16 protein-coding genes and 1 pseudogene are annotated in these 14,310 nt (G+C 67.7%); 14 read left to right on the top strand and 3 right to left on the bottom strand.

Features of this window, described 5'->3' with window-relative positions; translation table 11 throughout:
- The first annotated feature begins 45 nt into the window (after window positions 1-45).
- Window positions 46-1,455 carry a pentapeptide repeat-containing protein gene (locus F5544_RS32520; RefSeq protein ID WP_238846777.1) on the top strand — a complete coding sequence of 470 codons (1,410 nt, stop codon included), beginning with the start codon at window positions 46-48 and terminating at the stop codon, window positions 1,453-1,455.
- 36 nt (window positions 1,456-1,491) lie between these two features.
- On the opposite strand, the gene F5544_RS32515 is transcribed toward F5544_RS32520, so the two are convergent.
- Window positions 1,492-1,887, bottom strand: coding sequence for a VOC family protein (locus F5544_RS32515; RefSeq protein ID WP_167479622.1), 396 nt, complete (start codon window positions 1,885-1,887; stop codon window positions 1,492-1,494).
- A gap of 166 nt (window positions 1,888-2,053) precedes the next feature.
- Here F5544_RS32515 and F5544_RS32510 point away from each other — a divergent pair, with 166 nt between their 5' ends.
- The gene (locus F5544_RS32510) at window positions 2,054-3,160 is read left to right on the top strand and encodes an alcohol dehydrogenase catalytic domain-containing protein (RefSeq protein ID WP_167476719.1); all 1,107 of its coding nucleotides are present in this window, start codon (window positions 2,054-2,056) and stop codon (window positions 3,158-3,160) included.
- Here F5544_RS32510 and F5544_RS32505 read toward each other — a convergent pair.
- Window positions 3,139-3,594: a MarR family winged helix-turn-helix transcriptional regulator gene (locus tag F5544_RS32505; protein ID WP_167476718.1), complete on the bottom strand. Its 456-nt coding sequence runs from the start codon at window positions 3,592-3,594 to the stop codon at window positions 3,139-3,141. The genes F5544_RS32510 and F5544_RS32505 overlap by 22 nt on opposite strands.
- Window positions 3,595-3,655: 61 nt before the next feature.
- Here F5544_RS32505 and F5544_RS32500 point away from each other — a divergent pair, with 61 nt between their 5' ends.
- The 11 genes and pseudogenes from F5544_RS32500 to F5544_RS32450 all read left to right on the top strand — a co-directional run bounded on the left by F5544_RS32500 (window position 3,656) and on the right by F5544_RS32450 (window position 12,509).
- On the top strand, window positions 3,656-4,060 hold the full coding sequence (locus F5544_RS32500; protein WP_167476717.1) for a MarR family transcriptional regulator: 405 nt from the start codon (window positions 3,656-3,658) through the stop codon (window positions 4,058-4,060).
- A 47-nt stretch (window positions 4,061-4,107) separates the two neighbouring features.
- Window positions 4,108-4,434 carry a type II toxin-antitoxin system Phd/YefM family antitoxin gene (locus F5544_RS32495; protein ID WP_238846775.1) on the top strand — a complete coding sequence of 109 codons (327 nt, stop codon included), beginning with the start codon at window positions 4,108-4,110 and terminating at the stop codon, window positions 4,432-4,434.
- Window positions 4,431-4,859, top strand: a complete 429-nt coding sequence (locus F5544_RS32490; RefSeq protein ID WP_167476716.1) for a type II toxin-antitoxin system VapC family toxin — start codon at window positions 4,431-4,433, stop codon at window positions 4,857-4,859. Before F5544_RS32495 ends, F5544_RS32490 begins: the two co-directional genes overlap by 4 nt.
- A gap of 155 nt (window positions 4,860-5,014) precedes the next feature.
- Window positions 5,015-5,760 (top strand): annotated as a pseudogene (gene dapB / locus F5544_RS32485) (4-hydroxy-tetrahydrodipicolinate reductase).
- The gene (locus F5544_RS32480) at window positions 5,757-6,254 is read left to right on the top strand and encodes a hypothetical protein (RefSeq protein WP_167476715.1); all 498 of its coding nucleotides are present in this window, start codon (window positions 5,757-5,759) and stop codon (window positions 6,252-6,254) included. Before dapB ends, F5544_RS32480 begins: the two are co-directional and overlap by 4 nt.
- A gap of 80 nt (window positions 6,255-6,334) precedes the next feature.
- A complete protein-coding gene (locus F5544_RS32475; protein WP_167476714.1) occupies window positions 6,335-7,408 on the top strand; it encodes an NADAR family protein in 1,074 nt (357 codons plus the stop codon).
- A 24-nt stretch (window positions 7,409-7,432) separates the two neighbouring features.
- Window positions 7,433-7,885: a flavodoxin family protein gene (locus F5544_RS32470; protein ID WP_167476713.1), complete on the top strand. Its 453-nt coding sequence runs from the start codon at window positions 7,433-7,435 to the stop codon at window positions 7,883-7,885.
- A 188-nt stretch (window positions 7,886-8,073) separates the two neighbouring features.
- A complete protein-coding gene (locus tag F5544_RS32465) occupies window positions 8,074-8,760 on the top strand; it encodes a response regulator transcription factor (RefSeq protein ID WP_167476712.1) in 687 nt (228 codons plus the stop codon).
- A 43-nt stretch (window positions 8,761-8,803) separates the two neighbouring features.
- Window positions 8,804-10,084: an ATP-binding protein gene (locus F5544_RS32460; RefSeq protein WP_167476711.1), complete on the top strand. Its 1,281-nt coding sequence runs from the start codon at window positions 8,804-8,806 to the stop codon at window positions 10,082-10,084.
- Window positions 10,077-11,096: a hypothetical protein gene (locus tag F5544_RS32455; protein ID WP_167476710.1), complete on the top strand. Its 1,020-nt coding sequence runs from the start codon at window positions 10,077-10,079 to the stop codon at window positions 11,094-11,096. The genes F5544_RS32460 and F5544_RS32455 overlap by 8 nt, the downstream gene beginning before the upstream one ends.
- Before the next feature lie 207 nt (window positions 11,097-11,303).
- Window positions 11,304-12,509: a winged helix-turn-helix domain-containing protein gene (locus F5544_RS32450; protein ID WP_167476709.1), complete on the top strand. Its 1,206-nt coding sequence runs from the start codon at window positions 11,304-11,306 to the stop codon at window positions 12,507-12,509.
- Window positions 12,510-12,639: 130 nt separating this feature from the next.
- On the opposite strand, the gene F5544_RS32445 is transcribed toward F5544_RS32450, so the two are convergent.
- Window positions 12,640-13,086: a toxin-antitoxin system HicB family antitoxin gene (locus F5544_RS32445; RefSeq protein WP_167476708.1), complete on the bottom strand. Its 447-nt coding sequence runs from the start codon at window positions 13,084-13,086 to the stop codon at window positions 12,640-12,642.
- Window positions 13,087-13,214: 128 nt separating this feature from the next.
- Here F5544_RS32445 and dapA point away from each other — a divergent pair, with 128 nt between their 5' ends.
- On the top strand, window positions 13,215-14,123 hold the full coding sequence (dapA, locus tag F5544_RS32440) for a 4-hydroxy-tetrahydrodipicolinate synthase (protein WP_167476707.1): 909 nt from the start codon (window positions 13,215-13,217) through the stop codon (window positions 14,121-14,123).
- Window positions 14,124-14,310: the final 187 nt, after the last annotated feature.

Genomic DNA, 14,310 nt, shown 5'->3' with positions numbered 1-14,310 from the left:
GTCGATCTTGTCCGCCGCGAGCGACAATCCGGCTACTATGCGCTCATGACATGGGGGAGGTTGGGCGATCGCTTGCACCGCGCGGCACTCCTGCTCGCGGTGGTCACCGTGGTGGTCGGCGGGCTCGGCATCGCCGCACTCACCTGGTGGTTGTTGTGGTGGGCATTCGGCGCGAAGGCCGAGACGCCGAATCAGGTCGACCTGACGAAGATCGCGCTATCGGTGGCGGCCGGTGTCGGCGGCGCGGTCGCCCTGGTGGTCGCGTACCGCCGCCAACGCGATTTGGAACGTGGACGTTTCGCCGAGTTGTTCGGCGCCGCGGCCAAACAACTCGGCGATACCGATGTCGCGGTGCGTGTCGCCGGGGTGTTCGCGATGGCCGGGGTCGCCGACGAATTCTCCGCACCCGGCCGTCGTCAGCAGTGCATCGACGTGCTGTGCGGCTATCTGCGGCTGCCCTACGAGCCCGACGACGGGGCGAATCATCTGGTGTCGCGCAAGGAATCGCGCCCGGATGAGGATGGTTCGGTCGAGCGGGTCTATCAATACCGGCAGAACGACCATGAGGTGCGCCGGACCATAGTCCGCGTGATCGCCGCCCATCTGCGGCGATCCGCGGATATTTCGTGGTCGCACTGCGACTTCGACTTCACCGGAGCGGTGCTGGAGAAGGCCGAATTCCAGTCCGCGGTGTTCGCCGGGCGGCACACCCACTTCACCGGTTGCCGGTTCCTCGGGCCCACCTCCTTCGAATACACGACGTTCGAGGGGTCGCACACCACATTCCGCGGCGCGGTGTTCCGGGACGGCGCGGTGACCTTCGACAATGCGCTGTTCGGCAGCGCTCGCGCCGAGAAGGTCGAAATCCAGGCGCTCGGAACGACCTTCGACGAGGCCGTGTTCGAGAGCTCGGCCTCCTTCGAGAAGTGCGTCTTCCGTGGTCCGCGCACCTCCTTCCTCGGCGCCCGATTCGCCGGCCCGCGAACCGCCTTCCTGGAAGCCAAGTTCCGGGCCGATCGCACCTGTTTCGAGCGGGCCACCCTGGACGGTGAGCACGTCACCTTCCACAGTGCCGAATTCAACGGCGGCCAGGTCGTTTTCGCGGGCGCCCAGTTCTACGCGGGCATGATCACCTTCGACGAGGCCCGGTTCGGCGCACCGAACCGGCTGCGCGGCAAGGGATCCAGGGAGACGGACTTTCGCAAGGCCGAATTCCACGGCAGCCTGACCTTCGCCAGAACGGTGCTCGGCGGCCGCTCGGTGGACTTCACCGAGGCGGACTTCTTCGGGGAGATCTCCTTCGAGCACACCAGATTCGCCGCCGGGGAGATCCGCTTCGACCGGCCGAAGGCCTGGGTCGGCACCCATTTCGACTGGGATGACAATCCGATTCGCAAACCCACCGCGGTCAAACCCAATCCATGGCCGCCGACCCCGACCGAACTGAGACGCTGAGCAGGGGCGGCGCTATGTCGCGCCGCCCCATTGTCATTATTCGGGCCAGCCGCCGTACGGCACCGTGATCAATTCCATGAAGTGGCCGTTGGGGTCGAGAAAGTAGACGCCGCGGCCGCCGTCGTTGTGATTGATCTGGTTCACGCCCTGCTGCCGGGGATCGGCCCAATGATCCAGCTGATAGCGCTGGATCTTGGCGTAGGCCGCATCGAATTCGGCCTCCGAGATCAGGAATGCGTAGTGCTGGGGCTGGATTTCGGTGATGTGCGGCGGCACATTCGCGAAATCGAAGGTGACGCCATTGGCCGTGGGGATCGGAATGAACGGCCCCCATGGCTTACCGATCGTCAAACCAAGCATATCCGCCCAGAATTCGGCGGTCACCCGGTTGTCACTGCATCCGACAATGGTGTGATTGAACTGTACAGACAGGGAAATATCTCCTCGAATCGTGACGGCCCCGACCCCGGACCGGTACAAGTCGGCCAACGGGAGCACCGCCACGTCATTCGAGCCTAGTCGGCGATGGCGGAATCGGACAAGTCGATCCGGGGGAGTTGGGCCGGTGCCGAGCCGCCCGGCGCGGTAGCGTCGGGGCATGAGGATTCGTGGTGCGGTCCTGGAGCGGATCGCGGCGCCCGCGCCGTTCGCCGAATCGGCGCCGATCACCGTGTGCGATGTGGACCTGGCCGCGCCGGGCCCCGGTGAGCTGCTGGTCCGGATCGAGGCGGCCGGGCTGTGCCATTCGGATCTGTCTGTGGTGGACGGCAATCGGGTGCGCCCGGTGCCGATGCTGCTCGGGCATGAGGCGGCGGGCATCGTCGAGCAGATCGGACCGGGCCCGTCCGATCTCACGGTCGGTCAGCGCGTGGTGATGACCTTCCTGCCGCGCTGCGGGGAATGCGCGGGCTGTGCCAGCGACGGCCGGACCCCGTGCGGGCCGGGCAGTATCGCGAACAATGCGGGTGAACTGCTCGGCGGCGGACGGCGATTGCGGCGGGACGGCGCGGAAATCCAACACCACCTGGGTGTTTCGGCGTTCGCGACGCATGCGGTCGTCGATCGGCGCTCGGTAGTGCCGGTGGCCGCCGACGTGCCGCCCCAGGTGGCCGCCGTCCTCGGCTGTGCGGTGCTGACCGGCGGTGGGGCACTGCTGAATTCGGCGAAACCGGGGCCTGCGGACCGGATCATGGTGGTCGGGCTCGGCGGCGTGGGGATGGCGGCGGTGCTGGTGGCGCTGTCGCTGCGCGCCAAGGAGGTGATCGCGGTTGACACCGTGCCGGAAAAGCTGGCGCTGGCAAAGGAACTCGGCGCGAGCGCCGCGCACACCCCGGCCGAGGTGGCGGAGCTGGGCGTACAGGCCGAGGTGGTGGTCGAGGCGGCGGGCAACGTCCGTGCGTTCGAAACCGCGGTCGCCGCAACGGCTCCCGGCGGCACGACGGTCACCGTCGGGCTGCCCGCACCCGACGCGCGGGCCAGCATTTCGCCGCTGGCCCTGGTGGCGCAGGGACGTTCGATCGTCGGCAGCTACCTGGGTTCGGCCGTTCCGTCCCGGGACATTCCGGAGTACGTCCGGATGTGGCGGGAGGGCAGGCTGCCGGTGGAGCGACTGGTCTCGGCGCATATCGGCCTCGACGAAATCAACCGCGCCATGGACGAACTCGCGGCCGGGCACGCGCTGCGTCAGGTGATCGTCTTCGGCTGAGCATCGGGCGCATCCATCGCGTCTACGAAACGCACCAGGAGCCTTGCGAATTCGGCACGCTCGCGGTCGGTCCAGTCCGACATCGCCGCGGCCATCGCGCGGCGGCGGCCGGCGCGGGCCGCGTCCACCAGCGCGCGTCCATCGGCGGTGAGTCGCAGCACGGCCCGCCTGCCGTCGTGCCGGTCCGCGACCCGCTCCAGCAGGTTTTCCGAAACGGCCTGGGCGACAAGGCGGCTCGCGCGCGGCTGATCCACGCCCAGTGCCGGTGCGAGCGTTCCGACGGTGGCCTCCTCGGCCGCTGCCACCGCGTCGAGCACACCGAATACGGCTACCGGAACGGGGGAGCGCGCGGCGAGTGCGCCCCGGGTCTGACGCCGCCGGATTCGCACCATCGCCCGCTCGACCGCCGCGGCGACCGCGTCCTGATCTTCCATCTGTCTCCACATTCATGTAAAACTACATTTAGTTGTCATTTTACATGGATTGGTGGACATCATGACCGAACTGCGCCCGATCGGGTACTGGCTCAAGGAACTCGATCGGCTGATCAACGCCCGCTTCGAGGCGGATATGGCCGCCGGCGGGCTCATCCGCAGGCACTGGCAGATGCTGAATTCGTTGGCCGACGGCCCGCATCCGGCGGCCGAGGTACGCGACGGGCTCACGCCGTTCTGGACCGAACCGGGCGAATGGGATGCCGAACTCGCCGAGCTGATCCGCCGCGATTGGGTGGTCGAGCGGGCGGGTCTGCTCGAGCTGACCGACACGGGCCGCGATACCCATCGGCGGATGCTCGGTCTGAACGAGCGGCGCCGTGCCGACCTGATGAAAGGGCTGACCGACGAGCAGTACGTCGCGACGGTGCGGACGCTGGAGCGGATGGCCGCGAATATGCGCTAGCACTACGGCGGCGGAGCTGTTATCTTGAATTGACCAGAGTGGTCAAAGTGGTCGAATGGGCGGTTACGATGGCGCGCAAACGGAATGACAGTGAGCAGCGGGTCGAGATCGATATCGCGTGGCCGCTCGCCGAGGCCAAGGCAAGGTTCTCCGAGTTGATCGACAGAGTGGAAAGGGAGGGGCCGCAGGTGATCAGCAAGCATGGACGTGAGGTGGCTGTCGTCGTACCGGTCGACGAATGGCGGCAGAAGTCGGCACGGGAAGGGAGTTTCGCGGAGTTCCTTGCCTCGTCGCCACTGCGTGGCGTCGACATCGAGATCACGCGTATCGAACTCGATCCGCGTGAAGTCGACTTCAGCGACGTCGAACTGTGAAGAATTATCTGCTCGACACCTGCACGGTATCGGAGTGGACGAAGCCACGCCCGAATCGCGGGCTGATCCGGTGGCTGCATCTGGCCGACGAAGATCGATTGCATTTGAGCGTGATCAGCCTCGGGGAGATCCGCAAAGGCATTGAGATGCTGCCCGATTCGGCCAAGAAACAGCGGTTGGTGGACTGGCTGACGGATTCGCTGACCGTGCGGTTCCGGGATCGAATACTCCCGGTCGATGCGGTGGTCGCGCAGGCCTGGGGTCGCATGGTCGCGCGTACCGAGAGAAACCGCGACAGGATGGACGCGGCCGATGCGCTGATCGCGGCCACGGCCGAATCGTATGGGCTGGAGGTCGTTACCCGGAATGTGAAACATTTCGGGCCGACCGGAGTTCGGGTGCTGTGCCCGTGGTCCGACGAATAGGTTCGGTGCGACCGGAGGCGATCGGTCATGGCGGGCTGGCTCCCGTTCGTCCGTGGAGCGAGCGGGAGCCAGTCAGGCGATGTGGGTCTGCGGACGGCTTCGCCGACAGTGCCCATTAGGCTGACCTCATCGGATAGCGGAACTTGGGAGGTGCGGTGACCATTCGGGTCGGAGTGCTCGGAGCACGCGGCAAAGTCGGCCAGACCATCTGTGCGGCGGTCGAGGCGGCCCCCGATCTGGAGTTGGTCGCCACCGTCGACAAGGACGATGCGCTGGAGACGTTCACCGCGGCCGGCACCGAGGTCGTCGTCGATTTCACCCATCCGGATGTGGTGATGGGCAATCTGAAATTCCTGGTGGAGAACGGAATTCACGCCGTCGTCGGCACCACCGGATTCGATGCGGCCCGGCTCGACGAGGTGCGCGGCTGGCTGGCGGGCCGCCCGCGGGCCGGTGTGCTCATCGCACCCAACTTCGCCATCGGCGCCGTGCTGTCCATGCGCTTCGCCGAACAGGCCGCCGATTCTTCGAATCCGTCGAGGTCATCGAGCTGCACCATCCGAACAAGGCCGATGCGCCCTCCGGCACCGCCTACCGGACGGCGGGATTGATCGCCGCCGCCCGGGACCGCGCGGGTGTGGGCCGCAGCCCCGACGCCACCACCACCGAGCTCGAGGGTGCGCGCGGCGCCGACGTCGACGGTGTCCGGGTGCACTCGATTCGGCTGGCCGGGCTGGTCGCACATCAGGAGGTGCTGTTCGGCACCCAGGGCGAAACCCTCACCATCCGGCACGATTCCATCGACCGCACCTCTTTCGTGCCCGGAGTCCTGCTCGGCGTGCGCCGGATCGCCGACCGTCCCGGCCTCACCGTCGGGCTCGACCCGCTGCTGGACCTGTGAACGCCGAAGCGGATCGCACGCGGTCGAACAACGGTCAGGTCGTGCGGATCGTCGCCTTCATCGCGGTGCTGGTGGTGGTGCTCGGGTACTACTTCATCAGGCTCGGCCGAAAAGCGTTCGAGCTCTTCGGGTATGGCGATGCCGTATCGATCCTGCTCGGCATCGGCATCCTGATCCTGCCCTTCATCGGCATCTGGGTGGTGGCCACCAGTGTGCGGGCGGCACTCGCCCATCAGCACCTGGCCCGCCGCATCGCCGACGAGGGCCTGGAGCTCGACGTCTCCGAACTGCCCCGCCGCCCGTCCGGCCGCATCGAACGCGCGGCCGCCGACGAACTGTTCGAACAGGTCAAACAGGAATGGGAGGCCGACCCGCACAACTGGCGCAACTCCTACCGGGTGGCCCGCGCCTACGACTACGCGGGCGACCGTACCCGCGCCCGGGCCGCCATGCGCCGCGCCGTCGAACTGGAACGCGTCGAACGCAAGCGCTGAATCCGCGCCGGATTCGTTGCCGCACAGCCGATTCGGTGTCCCGCGCCGCCGTCGCCGCGGCACCCGCTACGCTGCGCGGCATGGGGCGATTCAACCGGACCTACCGGGATGTCGACGGGCAGCGCATCGAGGGGACGTGGCGGCATGTGTTCATCCGCAACGGTGACACATATTTCCTGGCCGACCTGAAGATCTACGCGGACGGCATGATCGATTGCTGGGAGCTGGTCAACCTGGACGAGTTCACGGCGAAGGTGCGTTCCGGCTGGGTCGCGACCAGCCTGCCCGAAGGCGCACGGGTCAGCGCCCACCATCTGGCGAGTTGGCGGCTGACCGAACCGGCGATGTGGGTGGACGAGGCCGCGCTGATCGGCGAGGTCGCCGACGAGATCGACCGGCTCAACGGCCGCCCGGACTCGACCGAACGCTGTTTGGCGGCGGCGCACGCCTACATCGCGGACCGGACCGAGCCGAACCGGATGCGGGTGCGTGCGGCGTACGAGGCGATTCCGGAGCATCTGCGGCTCTACGCGCTGGGCGATATGGACTGCAAGGACGCCCCGTTGCGGGCGCTGTTCTCCGATAACGAATCCGACCGCGAACGAGCCGTCGAATACTTCGCCGCAGCCGAACGCATCACCGAGGAGTGGGCGCGGTGGACGCCCGCCGACGGCCCGGATGAGCCGCTCGCACAGCCGATTACGATCCGCGGCACGGTCTATCGCAGCGGCTGGCCATCGGACCCGGGTTGGGAGGTGCTGCAGAACTCCTACCCCGCACCCATCATGGTCGACGGGCTGACCTATCCGTCGGTGACGCACGCGTACTGGGCGCTCAGCATCGATGACGACGATATCCGTTCGCGCATCTCCGACACTGAAAACCCTTACGAGGCAGAGAAATTAGCGCAGGATGTGCCGCGACGCCCGCATTGGCCCGAGGCCAGGCACGCCGTCATGGCCGGACTGCTGCGCGCCAAATTCCAGCGCTACCCGAACCTGGCCGAAAAGCTGATCGCGACCGGTGACGCGAAGATCATCTCGAACGACACCCTCGGCTCGAAATTCTGGGCCACCCGCCTCGCCCAGCTGCTGGAACTGGTGCGCGCCGAACTGGTAGCCGAACGCGCCGCCATCTCCGTCGAATTCGAATGAGCCGCGCGGACTACCCTCGACTTCGTGGCCCGACTGCTGCTCATCCATCACACCCCGTCGCCGCATATGCAGGCGATGTTCGAGGCGGTGGTGGCCGGTGCGACCGATCCGGAGATCGAGGGTGTCGAGGTGGTGCGGCGGGCGGCGCTCGCGGTAACCGCCGTCGACGTGTTGGCGGCCGACGGGTATTTACTCGGCAGTCCGGCGAATCTGGGTTATATCTCGGGTGCGCTCAAGCATGCGTTCGACACGTTCTATTACCCGTGTCTGGATTCGACGCGCGGCCGTCCGTTCGGTTTCTATTTGCACGGCAATGAGGGGACCGAGGGTGCGGAGCGGGCGGTGGCGAGCATCACCACCGGGCTCGGATGGGAAAAGACCGCGGCGCCGGTGCTGGTCTCGGGGCCGCCGGCCAAGCCGGATCTCGAAAAATGTTGGGAGCTCGGCGCATCGGTGGCCGCACAGTTGATGTCGTGAGGGTATCGTCGCCGCAATTCCATCGGATTGCTGTTATACGATGCCGGGTCGCGGGACGGGTGCGACAACAGTTGACACGTCCCCCCAAATATTGGTGTCTGACCACGTCGAGTGGCCAACCGGCATACTGACACGAACAGTGTTCCGGTGGGGATGTGAACCGAGTAGCTCGGGATTGGAGAGTCGAGGTGACGAGGGCCGAAGGGGGCGAGGGCACCCCACGCCGGATCGGATTGGTGGAAGACCACGAATCCGTCGCGATTGGGCTGGCCGCGATGTTGGCGCCGGAGTCGGACTTGAATCTGGTCTTGACCGCGGGCACCGTGCCGGAATTACTTGCCGCGGCGGAGGGCGAACCGCAGCTGGATCTGGTCGTACTCGATCTGCGGTTGGCCGATGGGTCATCGCCCGAGGACAATGTGCGCGCGCTGCGCGATCGCGGTATCGAGGTGCTGGTGTTCACCGGCGCGGATAACGCGTTCCTGGTGCGCTCGGCGGCCAGGGCCGGCGTGCTCGGCGTGGTCCGCAAGTCCGAGGATGTGCCGACGGTGGTCGCGGCGGTGCGCCGCGCGGCCTCCGGCGAGCAGGTGGTGACCACCGACTGGGCTGCCGCCATCGATGGCGATCCGCAGCTGTCCGACGTGGGTTTGAGCCCGCGTCAGGAAGAGGTGCTGACGCTCTATGCCTCCGGTGAGAAGGCATCCCGGGTGGCGCGGTTGACCGGTCTTTCCGAACAGACCGTGAACGACTATCTCGGGCGGATCCGGCAGAAGTACGCCGACGCCGGTCGCCCGGCTCCGACCAAGACCGACCTGTACAAGCGGGCGGTGGAGGATGGCTGGCTGCCGGTTCCCGAGCGGCATCCGCGCGGGTGAGCATGATGACGACGGGGCCGGGGGCAGGCCGAGAGGATTACGCATGAGCGTGTCCAGCCTGCTGGACACCACCGTCACCCAAACCGCGCTGCTCGACCGATTCCGCATGAACCGGCAGGGTGACGCGGTGGTGTCCGAGGACAATATTTCCGAGGCGGCCTCCGACCGCATCGAGCGGCGGATGGGCCTGGCGATCGGCATCGGCGGCATGTTGGCCGCCGTGGTCGAATTGCCGGAAATCCTGAGCGATAGCCGGGGTATCTCGATCGGTTGGACCGTGTTGACCATGGCGCTGGCGTTCGGGCTGTGCCCGGTGGTCGCGGTGGTTTCGGTGGGTATGAGCAGGCGGGTGATCTCGGCGGCGGTCCGCGCCGCGGCCGTCGGCTTCCTGATCGCGATCGCCCTGATCCCGTTCGCGTATATCCAGCCGATGCCGGGCACCCATTACGTCTGGCTGTACCGGGTATTCGCGCTCGGCGTGCTGATGGCGGCGCTGGCCTGGCCGCCGCGGGTCGCCGTCGCATATCTGGTGTTCGGCGCCGGACTGGTCACCATGGCGAACAAGTTTGTGACGCAAGGTGGTTCGGGCTGGTCGCTGGTCGGCGATTTCAGCAGGGCGATCGGGTTGGCCGCCCTGTTCCTGTGGTGCGCCATCTATGCCAGGGCGGCCGCGGCCCGGGTCGACCGGGAGTCCGCGTTGGAGAGTAGGCGGGCGGCAGCGGCGGCGGGCGCGGCCGCCAGGGATCGCGAGCGCGCGCGTTTCGCAGCGCTGATCCACGACGCGGTGCTGTCCACGCTGTTGGACGCGTCGCGGGCGGGTACGGAATCGCCGGTGCTGCGCAAGCAGGCCGAGCGGACCCTCGAACAACTCGACGAATGCCGGGTCGGCGATATCGAACCCGATCGGCTCGACGCCCAATCGGCGATCGGTTTCCTGCGCTCGGCCGTGTTGGAGGTGAATCCGGGTATCCGCTTCGCCGCGCGCCGCTGGGCGGGCTTCGACGATCTCCGATTGCCGGTATCCGCGGCGGGGGCGATCGCGGCCGCACTGGCCGAGGCGGTGCGCAACAGCCTGCGCCACGCCACGGTGGCGGGACGTCATGTGCAGCGCAGCGTCACCGTGACGGTGAGCGCGGGCGGTATCCGGGTCGTATTCCGGGATGACGGTGCGGGTTTCGATCTGAGCCAGGTGCCGGCCGACCGGCTCGGCATCTCGGTGAGCATTCTCGGACGGATGCGTCAGCTCGCGGGCGGTGCGGGTTTCGTGGAGTCGGCGCCCGGCGAGGGCACCACCGTGACCTTGGTGTGGGGCAGTGATGGGTGAGGGCGACAGCGAATTCGGGCTGCGCGATCTGCTCGGATTGCGGGACCGATCGGCCTGGCTGTTCCTCTTGATGCTCGAGGCGACCATCGCGCTGTACATGGTTCGCAATTTCGCCGAATCGCCGCTGGTGCTCGCGGTGGCCGCGCTCGGGCTGCTCGCGCTGGCCGGGGTGTTGGTGCTGGTGCTTCCGATCGATCCATTGCCTTGGCCCGCAACGATTTTCGTAATGACGTCGGCGCCGGTCGCGACGGCACTGACCACCGCGGCGATCGATCATTCGACGTCGAGGCAGGTGTGGACGGCCTTCGCGTCCTCCTATGTGCTCGCGGTGCTCGTGCTGCGCGGCCGGGTCGGCGCGGCGTGGGTCGGCGTCGGCGGTGTCGCGGCGGTGATCCTGGCGGTGAGCCTGGTGGGCGGCACCCGGCCGGGATTGCTTGTCGGGTCGGTCGTTCCGCTCGTCACGGTGACGGGTATCTCGCTGTTCGCGGCGATCATGCGGCCGACGCAGCGTCAGCTGCGGCTGCTGCGCGAGGAGGCGACCATGCGGGCCGCCGCGGAGGCGACCATGGCCGCCGAGCAGGGTGAGCGCGATCGGCAGCTGGCCCGGCTGGACAAGGTGGCCCGCCCGATTCTGGAGCGGATCGCCGACGGCGCCGAACTCAGCCCGGCCGAGCGCGAGCAGTGCCGGCTGCTGGAGGCCGAACTCCGCGACGGGCTGCGGGCCCCGCAACTGGTGTGCGACGAGCTGAACAGTGCCGCCCGCGGCGCGCGCTCGCGCGGCGTCGAGGTGGTGCTGCTCGACGACGGCGGTTTCGCCGGAGTGCCGCGCTGGGTGCGCCAGCAGGTGATCGAGGCGGCGACCCATGAACTCGACGCCGCCAATACGGGTTCGGTCACCATCCGGGTGCTGCCGGTGGGCAGGCGCATCCTGGCCACCGTGCTGGCGAACTCGCCGGAACAGGATCGTCGCACCGAAATCGACGCGGCGGGCGCGGTCACCGTATCCACCTAGTGCGATCGGTACAGAACGAACGCACTGCGATCGCGACAGGGCAACTGATTTCGTGAGTACATGGGTAACTCACCGGGGACGGGCCAACTCACCGACAGCCATACCGTCGGCCGCCAACGCAGGTCTCGCGGCACCTGAGTCTGGCCTGAATACCCGGGGAGGCGGACAAGCCAAGCCTTGTCGGTGGCCCGTGGCATCGTTGCTGGGATGCGAGTGATGAGTGCGGCGGCCGCGCGACGGACCGCGTTGGCCGCGCAGGGGTTCGGGCGGCGCAGACCCGCGGCCGCGACCCGGCGGGCGGTCATGGATGTTTTGGGCAGAACCCAACTGCTGCAATTGGATTCGGTGTCGGCGGTGGTGCGGGCGCACTACGCGCCGGTGTTCAGCAGGATCGGTGCCTACGATCGCGAGATCCTGGACGCGGCGTCGTGGCGCGATGGCGCCCGCCGCCCACGCAAACTGGTCGAGTACTGGGCGCATGAGGCGGCGCTGATCCCGGTCGAGGACTGGCCGCTGCTGCGCTGGCGGATGGCGCGCTACGAGCACGGTCGCTGGGGCGGGGGCGGTGTGCAATCGGTGCTCGACCGAAATCCCTCACTGGGCAAGGACATTCTCGAGGTGATCGCCGAATTCGGCGCGTGCACCGCGGGCGAGGTGGAGAAGCATCTGGAGCTGGACCGGCCGCGCCCGAAGGGTTCGTGGTGGAATCGCAGCGATACCAAAGTGATTTGCGAGGCGATGTTCGCCTACGGCGCGCTCTCGGTGGACAAGCGGGTCGGCTTCGCGCGGCACTACGATCTGGTCGAGCGGGTGATCCCACCGGATATCTTGTCCCGCAAGGTATCCGAGGACGATGCGGTGCGCGAGCTGGTGCTGCGCGCGGCCACCGCGCACGGCGTCGGCACCGAGGCCGATCTGCGCGACTACTACCGCCTGCACCGCTCGCAGACCGAGCCCGCCATCGCCGACCTGGTCGACGCGGGCGAGCTCATCCCGGTCACGGTGGACGGCTGGGATAAGCCCGCCTACCTGCGCGCCGGTGCGGCGACCCCGCGCCGGATCGAGGGTGCGGCGCTGCTGTGCCCGTTCGATCCGCTGATCTTCTTCCGCCCGCGCACCGAGCGCATCTTCGACTTCCACTACCGGATCGAGATCTACACGCCGGAACCCAAACGGGTGCACGGATATTACGTATTTCCGTTCCTGCTGGACGGTGAACTCGTCGGCCGAGTCGACCTGCGCGCCGAGCGCGCCACCGGCCGGTTGTTGGTCCCGGGCGCGTTCGCCGAGCCCGGCCGGTGCACGCCGCGGACGGCCGAGGCGCTGAACGGCGCGCTGCGCGAGCTGGCGGATTGGCTGGAGCTGGACGAGATCGTCGTCGGCGAGCGCGGGGATCTCGCTGCGCTGCTGTGAAATCCGTTCGGCTGGTGTGAATCCGTTCGAAGGCGTTGTGGGACGGCGGAATACGCACGAAGCGTAGCGTGTCTGCTCGAAAAGCGTTGCGGTACAGCGTATTCAGCCGCTGAGACGGACGGTCGCCGATTCAGTTGTCGCGGGGAAAGTTGCGCCGCATCTGTTCGCGCAGCGCACCGTTCACCGCGCCGGACAGCCACGAATTGAGCGACTGCCCGCTCTGCGCCGCCGCCTCCTCGGCGCGCGCCTTGAGCTGCTCCACCAGGCGCAGCGTCACCCGGCTGATATCGCCGGTCATCTCCTCGAAGCTCGGGTGGTCGTCGGCCGAGGTGGCCTTGGTCTCGCGCACGTCGACGATCGCATCGGTCCCGTCGAGTGCGACGCGGACGGTGTGATCGTCGAGGGCGCCGCTGATCTCGGCGGCCAGTTCGGACAGCGCGGCGAGCAGCACCAACCGCGCCGAACTCTCCGTGGCCGCGGCCAGGGCGGCGGCCGTGGCCTGCGTCTTCTCATCGCCGAGGGCCGCGGCCGACTCCAGATCCGCGCGTAGGCGGTCGGTGTATTTGCTCAGATCCATGACACCAGTGTGACGTCATAGTTGATGTCATTCAAGGAAAGTCTTGATGTCAAGGTGCCGTCGAAGCAATAGCCGAAGCAACCGCCGCGTGTCGAGACGGATCCGACGACCGGGTAGCCTTTCCGACCATGACGATCGGTGATTCGACGCAGACTAGGCTGCGCGCGTCAGGCACGGTGGGTGTCGCGATGGTGACCCCGTATACGGCCGAGGGCAAGCTCGATGTCGACCGTGGCGTCGCGCTCGCGGCGCGCCTGGTCGATCGCGGCGTCGATCTGCTGGCGATCTCGGGCACCACCGGAGAATCGCCGACGACCACCGATTCGGAGAAGTTCGATCTGCTGCACGCCGTGGTCGACGCGGTCGGCAAGCGCGCCACCGTGATCGCGGGCGCGGGCACCTACGACACCGCGCACTCCGTCGAGCTGGCCCGCAACGCCCAGCGCGCGGGCGCCCACGGTTTGCTCGTGGTGACGCCCTATTACTCGCGCCCCACCCAAGAGGGTTTGTTCGCGCACTTCACCACGGTCGCCGATGCCACCGACCTGCCGGTCACCCTCTACGACATCCCGCCGCGCTCGGTGATTCCGATCGCCACCGAAACGCTGCGCCGCCTGGCCGAACATCCGCGCATCGTCGCGGTGAAGGACGCCAAGGGCGACCTGAACGCGGGTGCGGGCCTTATTCATGACACCGACCTGACCTTCTATTCCGGTGACGACGGGCTCAACCTGCCGTGGCTGTCGGTCGGCGCGGCCGGATTCATCAGCGTCATCGGACATCTCGTGCCCGAGCGGCTGCGGGCGCTGCACGCGGCGTACATCGCGGGCGATGTGGTTCGCGCCCGGGAGATCAACGCGAGCATGCTGCCGCTGAACGCCGCGATGGCGCGCCTGGGCGGTGTCGCGTTGAGCAAGGCCGGACTGCGCCTGCTCGGCGTCGAGGTGGGCGAGCCCCGCCTGCCGCAACTCATGCCGACATCCGAACAACTCGATGCGCTGGCCGCGGATCTGGCCGCGGCGGAGGTGAGCGCGTGAGCGACAATGGTGAGCTAGTGGCGCGCAGGCCGCGCCGGACCGCGACCCGCACCGCCGGTCCGCCCGCGCCGCAGACGGAGCGCTTCGAGCGGGCCGCGCAGGCCGAAAAGGCCGCCGCCGCACCGCATGCCGAGGCCGCGATGCATGCCGAACAGGCGACGCCCGATAAGCCCGCGCAGCGGACCGA

The sequence above is a fragment of the Nocardia arthritidis genome (genome assembly GCF_011801145.1).
Classification (GTDB): domain Bacteria; phylum Actinomycetota; class Actinomycetes; order Mycobacteriales; family Mycobacteriaceae; genus Nocardia; species Nocardia arthritidis_A.
The sequence above is the reverse complement of the archived record's forward strand: the minus strand, read 5'-3'. Positions and strand labels throughout refer to the sequence as shown.